The following is a 12,728-nucleotide window of genomic DNA, read 5'->3' as shown; positions in this document are numbered from 1 at the left end:
CTCCCGACGATGGCGACGCGGCGTCAGCCGACGACGTCGGGCTGACGCTCCACCAGCAGCGCGTCGCGCACGCGTGACGGCCAGCGCGTCGGATCGATGCCATGGGTATGGAACAGCGCGACCGCGAGGCGGTCCATGCCGAAGGCCACGCAACCGGTGTGCGCCGGCGCGCCGTCGGCGTCGGCGATGCCCCAGGTCGTGCCGAAATGCTCGCGATGATAGTTGAAGCTCATGCAGGCGGTCGGCTGCTCTTCCGATCGCAACGGCACCAGGAGCTCGAATTTCAGCGCCTGCTGCTTCTGGCTGACCGCCTTCATCTGGCCGACGCGACCGAAGAACGGGTCGCTGGCGTGATCGACGCGGAACGACAGCCCGAGATCGTGGGCGATCGTTTGCGCCTTCACCATCCAACGGTCGCGGAATGCCGAGACGTCGTCGGGTGTGCCGATGCAGACATATTCGCGCATACGGAACGACTGCAGGCGGTCGAGATGCCGCGACGGCTCGCGGCGGAAGCAATCGGCCGCGACGTCGAAGCGTAGGCCGCCGACCGGCAGTGCACCACGGCTCGCCGCGATCGGATACACCGGATAGCAGGCTGCGGGCGACAGCACGAGGTCGGCCGGCGACAACGAGGTGGTCCAGTCGCCGCCCTTGTCGAAACGTGCCACGGCTTCGTGGATGTCCCGCTCGGTGCCGTGCAGGCCACAGACGCAGCCGAGCAGATTTGGAAAGCTCTTGAGATAGCCGGACTTCTCAAGCTGCGTCCGGCTCATGACCGGCGGGAAGCGCATGACCTCCGTGCCGGGCTCACGATGCCGCGTGATGAGCGTCGTGAGCCGCTCCACAACACCTTCATACAGCGCGGTCCGTGCATAGACGCCATCCGCGCCCATGCGATGGAACAGGGCGTCGGTCAGATGATCGAGCGCGTCTGCCGGCTGGGGCGCAATCTCGGGCGACTGCGGGAGAACGGGGATCGTCATTGTGCAAATCCTGGGTGGAGGCAATGGCTGCGATCGGCGCGGTCATTCATGGAGCGAGGCCGGTACCGTGCTCATCAAATTGGCCGTGGCAATGTTCGTGAGAATACGGTCGTTGTTGATCATGATCGGCGCCGACAGAACATCGCGCAGGTGGCGGCCGATCGAGAACTCGCCGTCGTTGCGATAACCCGAGAGCCCGCAGGCGCGCATCGCATGCATCACGGTCTCGACGGCAAGCTCCGAGGCCTGCACCTTCAACAGCGTGATCGAGGATTGGAAGTCGAGCGAGCTCAGCGCCCGCTCGTCATATTCATGGGCGACGAAGGCATCCATGTTGGTGACGATCATTGCGCGCAGCCGGGCCAGCGCCATCTTAGCCGCGGTGTAATGTGCAGCTGCCGGCGGCATCTGTCCGCCGGCGCCGCGAGCGGCCTTGCGCAGGAAGCGCTGGGCGCGCTCCACCGCGGCCGCAGCAATGCCGGCCCAGGCCGATGACCAGCAGAGATGCGCGAACGGCGTCATCGTCTGGCCGTGGATGCGGTCATAGGATTCGGTGAACATGCGGTCGGACGGACAGCTCACCTCCAGCGCGAATCCTGTCGAGCAGGTGCCGCGCATGCCCAGCGTTTCCCAGCCAAGGGTACGCGAGATCGTATAATCGTCCGTCGTCAGCGCCAGCAACACCTGATCAGAGGCGGCTGCGCTGTCGGCGCGACGGGCAATGGTGACGAGGCCGTCGGCTTCGGCACCATAGGAGATCACCGTGGCGTCGCGCTTCAGCGAGATGCGGTTACCGTCGTGGCCGACGGCCGCGGCGCTGGCGCGGATGTTGCCGCCGTTGTGTCCCTCGGTGGTGGAAGAGGCCATCAACAGCTGCTCGGATGCGATACGGCGCATCAGGGATTCCATGTAGCCGCTGCCGCGGCCGTGACGCACAAGGCAGGCGACCTTGGTCTGGTGCATGGCGAAGATCATGGCGCTGGAGGCGCAGGCGCGGCCGAGCGCATAGCAGACGTCGGCGATGTCGTGGATCGACGCCCCGAAGCCGCCGAACTCGACCGGGATCTGCATCCCGAGCAGCTTGTGCTCGCGTGCCGCATCGATTGCGGCCTTGGGGAAGCGGCCGTCACGGTCGACCTCGTCGGCTTCCGCGGCGGCCTGCGCGGCCACAGCCGCGGTCCGCTGCAGGAACAAGGAGCTGCGATCGAGCAGAAGGCTCTCGCCATCATCGGGGATCGGGTTGCGAAGCGCGGTTCCCTGGAGAGTCATGACCGATCGATACTCCGGATTTTGTCTCGTTGAGAGATCGGCACGTGCGTCCTCGCAAGATCAGGACAGATGCACTGCGCCTTCTTTTTGGGGCTGCTCGCAGGGTATGGATTTGATTCAAATACGTCGACGAAATTCAGGGTAAACGCTGTGCAATCGACGGGTGGGGGTTAATTCCTGGTTGTTTCGGTCCGAGAATTTCGGGCCAAGCCGTTAGCGTTAAGACGAGTTCAGACCTGGAACGGGGATGCGGCGTAACTCTTTTGCCGCCGGATTGCGTTATCTCCCTGCGCGAGCGTCGATCAGATTCGACGTGCCGGAACAAGCCGCGAGTGAAGAGGTCCCCATGCCGAGTTTCGATGTCGATGTCAGTCACAGGATCGTGGCGCTCGTCCGCGATATCCTCGCGCAGAACGCCAGTTCTACCGACGTGACGGCGGATGCAAAGCTCGTCGACATCGGGCTGACGTCAATGGACATGGTCAACCTGATGCTGGCGCTCGAATCGGAGTTCGATTTCACCATTCCGCAGGAGCTGATCACGCCGGAGAACTTCCAGTCTGTCGCCACGCTGGAGCGTCTGGTGAGCGGTCAGCTGGCGGCAGCCAAGGCCGCCTGACCCGCTGCCACGCCCCGCGGTTCACCGCGTCGCTGTTTTCAATCCGTCGCAAAGCTGGCATTCTCGTCTCCATTGGAGATGGGGACGTCATGACGAAGGCTGTGCTTGGCATTATCGGCGGCTCGGGCATTTATGATCTGCCGGGACTGGAAGATGCCCGCGAAGAGGTGATCGCGAGCCCCTGGGGCGAGCCGTCGGCGCCATTGCGCCGGGGAACGATCGCGGGGCTGCCGATCGTGTTCCTGCCGCGCCATGACAAGGGACACCGGTTGTCCCCGTCCGACATCAATTACCGCGCCAATATCGACGTGCTGAAGCGCGCTGGCGTCACCGACCTGGTGTCGCTGTCGGCCTGCGGCTCGTTCAAGAAAGAGCTGCCGCCGGGCACCTTCGTGCTGGTCGATCAGTTCGTCGATCGCACCTACAAGCGCGAAAGCTCGTTTTTCGGCAGGGGATGCGTCGCCCACGTCTCGATGGCGCATCCGGTTTCGCCGCGGTTGCGCATTCATCTGGCGGCGGCGGCCGAGGCCGAAGGCATCGCGATCGCGCGCGGCGGCACCTATGTCTGCATGGAGGGACCGCAATTCTCGACCTATGCCGAGAGTATGACCTACAAGGCGTCGGGCTATTCGGTGATCGGCATGACCAACATGCCGGAGGCGAAGCTCGCTCGCGAGGCCGAGATCTGCTACGCGACGGTCGCGATGGTGACCGACTTCGACTGCTGGCATCCGGATCACGACGCCGTTACCGTGCAGGACATCATTCGCGTGCTCACCACCAACGCCGACAAGGCGAAATCACTGGTGGCGCGGCTCGCCCGCGAGTTTCCGCGCGAGCACGAACCGTGCCCGATCGGCTCCGACCGTGCGCTCGACACCGCCTTGATCACTGCGCCGGAGGCGCGCGATCCCGAGCTTCTGAACAAGCTCGATGCGGTCGCAGGCCGTATCTTGCGCGGTTGAAGGGGGATCGAACATGAAGGTGGACGGCCGGCACTATCGCAGCATCTGGCTCGACTCCGACGGCTGGTCGGTCTGCGCGATCGATCAGCGCCGGTTGCCGCACGAGTTCGTGGTGGCGAAGATCACGACATGCGAGGAGGCGGCGGATGCGATCCGCGGCATGCTGGTTCGCGGCGCGCCGCTGATCGGCGCCACCGCCGCCTTCGGCATGGCGCTGGCGATGCGCGACGACCGCTCCGATCCCGGCATCGACCGCGCCTACGAGATGTTGATCGCGACGCGGCCGACGGCGATCAACCTGAAATGGGCGCTCGACACGATGGGCACGATGCTGCGCCGGCTGGCGCCATCGGAGCGGCGAGATACGGCGTATTCCCGCGCCGTCGACATTGCCGGCGAGGACGTCACGATCAACCAGGGCATCGCCGCGCATGGCCTCGCGCTGATCGAAGCGGCCGCGGCGCGCAAGAAGCCGGGCGAAATCGTGAACGTGCTGACCCACTGCAATGCCGGCTGGCTTGCGACCGTCGATTGGGGCACGGCGACCGCGCCGATCTATCTCGCGCATGATCGCGGCATTCCGATCCATGTGTGGGTCGACGAGACCAGGCCGCGCAATCAGGGAGCGTCGCTGACCGCCTGGGAGCTCGGTCATCATGGCGTGGCGCACACCGTCATCCCGGACAACACCGGCGGCCATCTCATGCAGCATGGGATGGTCGATCTCGCCATTGTCGGCACCGACCGCGTCGCCGCCAACGGCGATGTCTGTAACAAGATCGGCACCTATCTCAAGGCGCTCGCGGCACACGACAACGGCGTGCCGTTCTATGTCGCGTTGCCGTCGCCGACGATCGATTTCGCGGTCGCCGAGGGACGACAGATCCCGATCGAGCAGCGCGGTGCGCAGGAAGTCACCGAGATGACCGGCCGCACCGCCGACGGCCGTATCGAGACGGTGCGCATCGTGCCGCCGGGATCGCCGGTCGCAAACTACGGCTTCGACGTCACGCCGGCGCGGCTGGTGAGCGGGCTGATCACCGAGCGCGGCGTGCTGCGGGCCGACGGCGCGGCACTGGCGGCGGCATTTCCGGATCGGGCCAAACAGACGAACGATTAGGATCAGCGCCGTTGCGAGGGCAGCGACGCAAGCCAGAATCCCACGAAGCCTTCGGATTGCTTCGGCGCAAGGATGCCTCGCAATGACGATCAGCGCAGGCTCAGACCCGTCGCGGCTTCCAACTCGGCGATCGCCTGCGCTGCGCTGACCACCTTGATCGTCGTCATGCCCATCTCGCGCGCTGGCTTCAGGTTGATGCCGAGATCGTCGAGGTAGACGCAGTCCGCGGGGCTGACGCCGAGCGTCTCGGTCATCATCTGGTAGATCCGGGGATCGGGCTTGCGCAGGCCGATCTTGGCCGACTCGATCACGTGATCGAACAGCGCCATCACCTCCGCGACGTACAACGAGCGTCCGCCCTGGCTGCCGATTGCGTTCGCCGGCAGATTGTTGGTGATGCAGCCGGTCTTGCACTCCGCCTTGATGCGGCGGAGCGCCTCGACCATGTCGGGACGGAGGTCGCCGGTGAGCAGTGGCAGCACCTCCCGCCCGCTGACCGCAGCGCCGCCCAGCGCCAGCGACTCCTCGGCGAACAGCCGGTCGAAAGTGTCGAGGTCGATCTCGGCCCGCTCGAATTTCGCCCAGGCGTTCTCGAGATGGTTGGCGGCATTGGTGTTGCGGATGATGTCGACAGGATAGCCGCGCTCCTTCTCGAACCGTGCGAATGCCTCGAACGGCGATGTCGTCAGCACGCCACCGAAATCGAAGATCACCGCCTCGACCATGTCAGTCCTGTCCTTCCTTGATCCCTGGATGATCGCTAGCATGGGATGCCGCACTTGGCGACCTCGGTCGCACTTGGCGACCTCGGCGTCAGCCGCTATTGCTGCCGCGATGAAGCCGTCTCACGCAATCATTGCAGCCGCCGCTCTGCTGGCGCCGTCGCAGGCCCTGGCCATCGTCGGCAATGCGCCGGCGCTGAATGATGGCATCGGCCGCGCCGTGGTCACGATCGTCGGCTCGCGCGGCAATTTCTGCAGCGGCGCGCTGATTGCCCCGAAGCTGGTGCTGACCGCCGGGCATTGCGTGCAGCCGGGTCTCGATTACCGCATCGTGGAATACGATCGCGACCGCAGGCCGGTTCTCAAGACGGTCCGGCGGGTGGCGGTGCATCCCAGCTTCAGCGTGCAGGCCATCCTGGCGCATCGCGCCACCGCCGATGTCGCGCTGCTGGAATTGGAGGCGCCAGCGAAGGAGCGCGTGCCGGTGGCGCTCGGCGTGCCGCAGCCGCCGCTTGCCGCCGGCAACGCATTCACGGTCGCAGGCATCGGTGTCGCCGTCCCCGGCGACGGCAAGAGCGGGGGCGTGGTGCGCGGCGCGGCGCTGGTGGCCACAGGCAGGCCAGGCACATTGCAGATCCGGCTGGTCGATCCGGCGACGCAAGGCGCGCGGTCCGGGCTCGGTGGCTGCACCGGGGATTCCGGCGGGCCTGCATTCGAGACGCAGGCGCAAGGACAGGTGCTGATCGGCGTCATCTCATGGTCGACCGGGCCAAATCTCGGCGATGGCTGCGGCGGCATGACCGGCGTCACGCCGCTCACGTTGTATCGCGATTGGGTCGTGCAGACCGCGCGGCAGTGGGGCATGCCGCTCGGCGGAAATTGAGGCGCAGCGTTCACGACGCCGCGCTTCGCGATGGGTTGACCGTCGCTGTGATCGGGTTCAGCCTGTCACGCGAGGAAACAACATCAAGACCAAAGCCCAGGGACTCCCATGAACGTCATCGCGCCCATCCGGGAGGCCGCGTCCTCTCACGCGACCGAACATTTCGACGTGCTCATCGTCGGCGCCGGCATCTCCGGTGTCGGCAGCGCCTATCAGTTGACCAGGCAGATGCCCGACAAGCGCTTCGTGATCCTGGAGAGCCAGGACGGCTTCGGCGGCACCTGGCGGACGCACCGCTATCCCGGCATCCGCTCCGACAGCGACCTGCACACATTTGGATACAGCTTCAAGCCGTGGGTCGGGCCGCCGATCGCGACCGCGGAAGAAATCCTCAGCTACATGGGCGAGGTGATTGAAGAGAACGATCTCGGCCGCCACATCCGCTACGGCCATCGCATCGTGTCGGCCAGCTGGTCGAGCGCGACCAATCTCTGGACGGTCCAAGCCGTGAAGGGCAGGGATCAGCAGCCCGTCACCTTCACCACGAATTTCCTCTGGATGTGCCAGGGCTACTACCGCCACTCCAAGGGCTACACGCCGGAGTGGCCGGACATGGCGAAATTCAAGGGCCGCATCGTGCATCCGCAACTCTGGCCTGAGGATCTCGATCTCACCGGCAAGCAGGTCGTGGTCATCGGCTCCGGTGCGACGGCCGCGACCATCCTGCCGTCGATCGCCGGAAAATGCGCGCATGTGACGATGCTGCAGCGCTCGCCGACCTACTTCCGCATCGGCCGCAACGCGATCGAGCTGGCCGAGGAGTTGCGTCGGCTTGATGTCAAGGAGGAGTGGATCCACGAGATCGTCAGGCGCAAGATCCTGTTCGAGCAGGATTGGTTCACCAAGCGCTGCTTGACGGAGCCCGAGCAGGTCAAGAAGGAGCTGATCGGCCAGATCAGCGCCATCATCGGCCCCGAACAGGCGGCCAGGCATTTCACCCCGAGCTATCGGCCGTGGCGACAGCGCATCGCCTTCGTGCCGGATGCCGATCTGTTCGAGGGCATCAAGAGCGGCAAGGCCTCGGTCGTGACCGATGAGATCGAGCGCTTCACCGAAGGCGGCATCAAGCTGAAGTCCGGCGACGAGATCAAGGCCGACATCATCATCACTGCCACCGGCTTTGATCTTTGCGTGCTCGGCGACATTGCATTCTCGATCGACGGCAAGCCGCTCGACTTTGCCGACACCGTGACCTATCGCGGCATGATGTTCACGGGTGTGCCGAATCTCGCCTGGGTGTTCGGCTATTTCCGCGCCAGCTGGACGTTGCGCACCGATCTGGTCGCGGATTTCGTGTGCCGCCTGCTCGCGCATATGAAGGAGAAGGGCGTGAGCAAGGTCGTGCCGGCGCTGCGCCCGGAGGATCACAACATGCCGCTGCTGCCATGGATCGACCCGGAAAACTTCAATCCCGGCTACATGATGCGCAACATGCATCTGCTGCCCAAGCGCGGCGACAAGCCGGAGTGGCAGCACAGCCAGGATTATTGGAGCGAGAAGGACGAGATCCCTGCGATCGATCTGGATGATCCGGCGTTCGTATATGGGTGAGCGCCGAGGGGTGGAGTACTCGCTGTCGCTCTAACCTCGGTGTCATCCCCGCGAACGCGGGGATCCATAACCACAGCCGGATATGTGAGGCACGACGCCAGCTTACATCCTGCCCCAAGCGAGATCACGCGGTATGGGTCCCGGGTCGGCGCCCGTTGACGCTGTGCGTCAGCGGGCTTGCCCGGGACGACAGCGAGTTTCAGAGCGCGCTTCTGAGTGCGCCGCCCGTCTCATCCCTCCCGCCGCGTCACCCCCGTCGCGATCGCCGCGGCGGCGGTTCGGTTCTCGACGCCGAGCTTGGCGTAGATCTGCTCGAGGTGCTTGTCGACGGTCCGCGGGCTCAGTCCCAGGATCTGTGCGATGTCGCGGTTGGTCTTGCCCTTAGAGAGCCATGACAGCACTTCGCCCTCGCGCGTCGTGAGACCGAACTCGCTGGAGAATTCCTTTGGCAACTCACCGGAGGACTCCTTGGCGAGCCGCAGCAGGAACTCGTTGGGCCCGGCTCCGCCCATGTAGTAGAGGCGCAATTCGGGATGATCGGGGATCGAAGCGGCGGCCTTCCCGCCGCCGTTCTGCGCCTGATCCAGCCAGAGCCGCAGCGCTTCGGGCAGAACGAGCTCGTCGGCGGTGCCGAAACTGTCCGACAGCAGCTTCTGGGCCTGCGGCGTTGCCCACATCAGCCGTCCCTCGCGGTTGACGGCCAGCAGGAAGCGGCCGGAGACGTCGAGCGCGGCGCGGGCGCTCTGCGTCATCCGGGCGTTGGCGAGATGCACGCGGATGCGCGCCAGCATCTCCGAGACGGCGATCGGCTTGGTGACGTAGTCGACGCCGCCGGCCTCCAGTCCCTTCACGATATGCTCGGTATCGGCGAGCCCGGTCATGAAGATGACGGGGACGTTGGAGAGACCTGTCTCGCGCTTGAGCTTGCGGCAGGTCTCAAAGCCGTCCATGCCGGGCATGACCGCGTCGAGCAGGATGATGTCCGGCGTGATCTGGTCGATGATGCGCATGGCCGCGGCGCCATCGAGTGCGACCATGACCGTCATGCCGGCACCATCCAGCGCGTCGGTGAGCAGCCGAAGCGTCTCCGGCGAGTCGTCCACCACCAGCGCGACGTCGCGCTTCCGGCTGTCAGTGCTCATAGGCATGCAAGGTCTTCAGAGTGGCCATGTACTGATCGAGATCGAAGCGGTCGATAAGCGTGCGCATCTGGGCGACGAAGTCGGCATGCTCCGGATGCGCGTTGCTGATGTCGTCGAGCTTGAGCTGAATGGCCCTGATATAGCCAATCTGGCCGAGGCTCATCAGCTCCTCGACATAGTTGAGCGGGGGCCGGGACCCGGTGTCCGGCCGCCAGCGTGGCGGCGCCACTGGGATGTCGGTCTGGTAGCTCCATTCGAGCTTCAGCAACTGACGTATCGCCTCCAGCAGCCTTGGGATGTCGATCGGCTTCATCAGGTAGCTGTCGTGGAATGGTTGCGCCAGCGGCCGGCCATGCGCTTCGAGCGCGCTCGCAGATGTCATCAGGATCCGGGCCTGATGATGACCGCTGTTGCGCAAGGTCTCGGCCACCGTCCAGCCGTCCATGCCGGGCATCGAGATGTCCAGAATGAACAGATCCGGCTGGCAGTGCTGTGCGAGCGCGAGGCAGGCGGGACCGTCGGGCGCGCTCAGCAGGATGAATCCGAGCGGCGTCAGCACCTCGCGCAGGAGGTCGCGATGGACGGGATCGTCGTCGGTGATCAGGATCGTCCTGCGCGGTCCGAGATAGCCGGCGACCGGCGCCTTCACCGGCGCATGCCGCGTCGGGTTGGTGACCTCGGACAGGAGGATCTTGATCTTGAAGGTGCTGCCGGTGCCGACCCTGCTCTCGACCTTGATGTCGCCGCCCATCACCCCGGCGAGCAGGCGGCTGATCGTCAGGCCCAGTCCCGTGCCGGTCTGCGGTTGAGCGGCCCCGAGCGCGCCGCGCTCGAACGGCGCGAAGATGCGCTCGAGGTCGTCGGGCTGGATGCCGGGCCCGGTATCAATCACCTCGAACTCGGCGACCGGACTGCGATAATGCACGACGAACTGGACGCTGCCTTCCGCGGTGAATTTGATCGCATTCGACAGCAGGTTGATCAGGATCTGGCGCAGCCGTTTCTCGTCGGCGTAGACGACCAGCGGCAGCACGGCCGGCCGCTTGAACACGAAGTCGACGCCCTTCGCTGCAGCCTGCAATCGGAACATGCCCACGAGCTGGTCGAGGAATTCGCTGAGACGGACCTCGTCGCGCGACAGATACAGCCGCCCGGCTTCGATCTTGGAGATATCGAGGATGCCGTCGATCAGGCCGGACAGATGATCGGCGCTGCGGCGGACGACGCGGACCTGGTCCCGCGGCTTCGGTGCGAGGCTCGTGTCCTGCTCGAGCAGTTGCGCATAGCCGGAGATCGCGTTCAGCGGCGAGCGCAGCTCGTGGCTGAGGCCGACGACATAGCGGCTCTTGGCGAGGTTGGCGGACTCCGCAACCTCCTTGGCGCGCTGCAGCTCGGCGTCGGTGCGCCTGTGCGCCTCGATCTCCTGAATCAACAGCTGCGTCTGCCGGCGTGTCTCGGCCTCGGCGGCGCGACGGCTCTGCTGCGCCAGCACGAACAGCCAGGTCACGACGCCGATGATGATGGAGAGAGCGAAGAACACCTTCCACAGCACGTCGGAGATGATGCCCTTGAATCCTGGCAGCGCCGCCGAGGTCTCCAGATAGATCATGCCGAGCGTCAGCGCGACGAGTCCGGCCGATGTCAGAAAGACACCGACATAGTGACCGAGCTGCGAGTTGATCTTGGCGAGCACCGACCCCGGCAGCATGCCGCCAAGCGCCGCGGCGACCTGGGCTTGCGCCCGCGCGTGCGGTTTGCACAGATCGTGACAGCGAGCGTCGAGCGAGCAGCACAGCGAGCAGATCGGGCCGGCATAGGCCGGGCAGGAGGCGGTGTCCTCCGGCTCGAAATGATGCTCACAGATGCAGCATTGGATCTGCTCGATGTTCTGCCAGCTCCGCTTCGGCTTGCGCGCCAGATAGTACTTTCCGTCGGTCAGATAGGCGATCGCGGGCGCCGTGACGAGCGCGACGCCGAGCGCGACGAAAGTCGACAGCGCCTTTCCGGTCGGACCGAACAGGCCATAGAAGGCGCAGATCGAGACGATCGTGGCGATCGTCATCGCGCCGACGCCGACCGGATTGATGTCGTAGAGATGGGCGCGCTTGAACTCCATCTGCGGTGGGCGCAGGCCCAGCGGCTTGTTGATCACGAGGTCCGCGACCAGCGCGCCGACCCAGGAGATGGCGATGTTGGAGTACAGCGCCAGCGTCTGCTCCAGCGCCTTGTAGACGCCGATCTCCATCAGCAGCAGCGCGACAACGACGTTGAAGACGAGCCACACGACGCGTCCCGGATGACTGTGGGTCAGGCGGGAGAAGAAGTTCGACCAGGCGATCGAGCCGGCATAGGCATTGGTGACGTTGATCTTGATCTGGGACACGATCACGAAGGTACCTGTCAGCGCAAGCGCCAGGTCCGGCCGGGCCAGCACGTAGCGGAACGCCTCGAGATACATGTGTGCCGGTTCGGCGGCGCGGTCGGCCGAGACTCCATGGCTGAGCGCGAAGTAGGCCAGGAACGAGCCCGCCAGCAGCTTCAGCGCACCGAGCACGATCCAGCCGGGGCCTGCGGATAACAGCGCAATCCACCATGACCGCCTCGACGTGCGGCGATCGCGCGGCAGAAAGCGCAGGAAGTCGACCTGCTCGCCGATCTGGGCGACCAGCGAGAACACGACCGCCGCCGCGGTCCCGAACAGCGCCAGATCGAGATGGCCCATGGGATCGCCATGCTCGCCGGGAAACTGCAGCCAATCGGCGAAGGAGTGCGGGCTCGCATAGGCGATTGCGGCAAAGGGCAGGACGTGCAGCACGACCCACAGCGGCTGCGTCCACAGTTGGAAGCGGCTGATCAGCGTGATGCCGTAGGTCACGAGCGGGATGATGACGACGGCGCTGATGAGATAGCCGACCGGGCGCGGAATGCCGAAGCACATCTCGAGGGCGGAGGCGAGGATCACCGCCTCGATGGCGAAGAAGATGAAGGTGAAGGAGGCGTAGATCAGCGAGGTGATGGTGGAGCCGATGTAGCCGAAGCCGGCGCCACGCGTCAGCAGGTCGATGTCGATGCCGCATTTAGCTGCATGATAGGCGATCGGCAGGCCGCAGCAGAAGATGATCACGCTGGCGACCAGGATGGCGGCGGTCGCATTGGTCACGCCGTAGTTCAAGGTGATTGTGCCGCCGATGGCCTCCAGCGCCAGGAACGAGATTGCGCCCAGCGCGGTGTTGGCGACGCGGGCGGCCGACCAGCGCCGCGCGCTCTTGGCCGTGAAGCGGAGCGCATAGTCCTCCAACGTCTGGTTGGCGACCCACTGGTTGTACTGGCGCCTGACGCGGTCGATCCGCTGCCGCCCTGCCACTTTCGAACTCCTCACCCGCGGGCGCTTGTCCGCAACTCGCCTGCCCC

The 12,728-nt window shown here is 65.2% G+C and carries 10 protein-coding genes; 5 read left to right on the top strand and 5 right to left on the bottom strand.

What is annotated here, in order from left to right:
- Positions 1-23 precede the first annotated feature (23 nt).
- Positions 24-986: an amino acid--[acyl-carrier-protein] ligase gene (locus tag ACQR1X_RS11360; protein ID WP_434898843.1), complete on the bottom strand. Its 963-nt coding sequence runs from the start codon at positions 984-986 to the stop codon at positions 24-26.
- A gap of 42 nt (positions 987-1,028) precedes the next feature.
- The gene (locus tag ACQR1X_RS11355) at positions 1,029-2,255 is read right to left on the bottom strand and encodes an acyl-CoA dehydrogenase family protein (protein WP_434898842.1); all 1,227 of its coding nucleotides are present in this window, start codon (positions 2,253-2,255) and stop codon (positions 1,029-1,031) included.
- Between the two features lie 346 nt (positions 2,256-2,601).
- Between ACQR1X_RS11355 and ACQR1X_RS11350 the strand changes: the two genes are divergently transcribed.
- The 3 genes from ACQR1X_RS11350 to mtnA all read left to right on the top strand — a co-directional run bounded on the left by ACQR1X_RS11350 (position 2,602) and on the right by mtnA (position 4,959).
- Positions 2,602-2,874 (top strand): phosphopantetheine-binding protein, encoded by a 273-nt coding sequence (locus ACQR1X_RS11350; protein ID WP_315801779.1) that lies wholly within the window; start codon positions 2,602-2,604, stop codon positions 2,872-2,874.
- Between the two features lie 89 nt (positions 2,875-2,963).
- Positions 2,964-3,839: an S-methyl-5'-thioadenosine phosphorylase gene (locus ACQR1X_RS11345; protein WP_434848380.1), complete on the top strand. Its 876-nt coding sequence runs from the start codon at positions 2,964-2,966 to the stop codon at positions 3,837-3,839.
- Positions 3,840-3,852: 13 nt separating this feature from the next.
- Complete coding sequence (gene mtnA / locus ACQR1X_RS11340; protein ID WP_434898841.1) at positions 3,853-4,959, top strand: S-methyl-5-thioribose-1-phosphate isomerase; 1,107 nt, start codon at positions 3,853-3,855, stop codon at positions 4,957-4,959.
- Positions 4,960-5,048: 89 nt separating this feature from the next.
- Here the strand turns inward: mtnA and ACQR1X_RS11335 are convergent, their stop codons facing one another.
- The gene (locus tag ACQR1X_RS11335) at positions 5,049-5,684 is read right to left on the bottom strand and encodes an HAD-IA family hydrolase (protein WP_315801689.1); all 636 of its coding nucleotides are present in this window, start codon (positions 5,682-5,684) and stop codon (positions 5,049-5,051) included.
- 109 nt (positions 5,685-5,793) lie between these two features.
- On the opposite strand from ACQR1X_RS11335, the gene ACQR1X_RS11330 reads away from it, so the two are divergent.
- Together ACQR1X_RS11330 and ACQR1X_RS11325 are read left to right on the top strand one after the other, a co-directional pair.
- Complete coding sequence (locus ACQR1X_RS11330; protein ID WP_434898840.1) at positions 5,794-6,564, top strand: S1 family peptidase; 771 nt, start codon at positions 5,794-5,796, stop codon at positions 6,562-6,564.
- A 108-nt stretch (positions 6,565-6,672) separates the two neighbouring features.
- Entirely contained in the window at positions 6,673-8,175 is a 1,503-nt protein-coding gene (locus ACQR1X_RS11325) for a flavin-containing monooxygenase (RefSeq protein WP_434898839.1), read from the top strand.
- A 230-nt stretch (positions 8,176-8,405) separates the two neighbouring features.
- On the opposite strand, the gene ACQR1X_RS11320 is transcribed toward ACQR1X_RS11325, so the two are convergent.
- Together ACQR1X_RS11320 and ACQR1X_RS11315 are read right to left on the bottom strand one after the other, a co-directional pair.
- The gene (locus ACQR1X_RS11320) at positions 8,406-9,317 is read right to left on the bottom strand and encodes a response regulator transcription factor (RefSeq protein WP_315801777.1); all 912 of its coding nucleotides are present in this window, start codon (positions 9,315-9,317) and stop codon (positions 8,406-8,408) included.
- Positions 9,307-12,681 carry a hybrid sensor histidine kinase/response regulator gene (locus tag ACQR1X_RS11315; protein ID WP_434898838.1) on the bottom strand — a complete coding sequence of 1,125 codons (3,375 nt, stop codon included), beginning with the start codon at positions 12,679-12,681 and terminating at the stop codon, positions 9,307-9,309. Before ACQR1X_RS11315 ends, ACQR1X_RS11320 begins: the two co-directional genes overlap by 11 nt.
- Positions 12,682-12,728 lie beyond the last annotated feature (47 nt).

The sequence above is a fragment of the Bradyrhizobium sp. HKCCYLRH3073 genome, assembly GCF_051167995.1.
Lineage (GTDB): Bacteria > Pseudomonadota > Alphaproteobacteria > Rhizobiales > Xanthobacteraceae > Bradyrhizobium.
The sequence above is the reverse complement of the archived record's forward strand: the minus strand, read 5'-3'. Positions and strand labels throughout refer to the sequence as shown.

Bases quoted from the DNA above. Each gene is read 5' to 3' on its own strand.
- ACQR1X_RS11360 (WP_434898843.1), bottom strand. From the start codon at position 986: ATGACGATCCCCGTTCTCCCGCAGTCGCCCGAGATTGCGCCCCAGCCG.
- ACQR1X_RS11355 (WP_434898842.1), bottom strand. From the start codon at position 2,255: ATGACTCTCCAGGGAACCGCGCTTCGCAACCCGATCCCCGATGATGGC.
- ACQR1X_RS11350 (WP_315801779.1), top strand. From the start codon at position 2,602: ATGCCGAGTTTCGATGTCGATGTCAGTCACAGGATCGTGGCGCTCGTC.
- ACQR1X_RS11345 (WP_434848380.1), top strand. From the start codon at position 2,964: ATGACGAAGGCTGTGCTTGGCATTATCGGCGGCTCGGGCATTTATGAT.
- mtnA (WP_434898841.1), top strand. From the start codon at position 3,853: ATGAAGGTGGACGGCCGGCACTATCGCAGCATCTGGCTCGACTCCGAC.
- ACQR1X_RS11335 (WP_315801689.1), bottom strand. From the start codon at position 5,684: ATGGTCGAGGCGGTGATCTTCGATTTCGGTGGCGTGCTGACGACATCG.
- ACQR1X_RS11330 (WP_434898840.1), top strand. From the start codon at position 5,794: ATGAAGCCGTCTCACGCAATCATTGCAGCCGCCGCTCTGCTGGCGCCG.
- ACQR1X_RS11325 (WP_434898839.1), top strand. From the start codon at position 6,673: ATGAACGTCATCGCGCCCATCCGGGAGGCCGCGTCCTCTCACGCGACC.
- ACQR1X_RS11320 (WP_315801777.1), bottom strand. From the start codon at position 9,317: ATGAGCACTGACAGCCGGAAGCGCGACGTCGCGCTGGTGGTGGACGAC.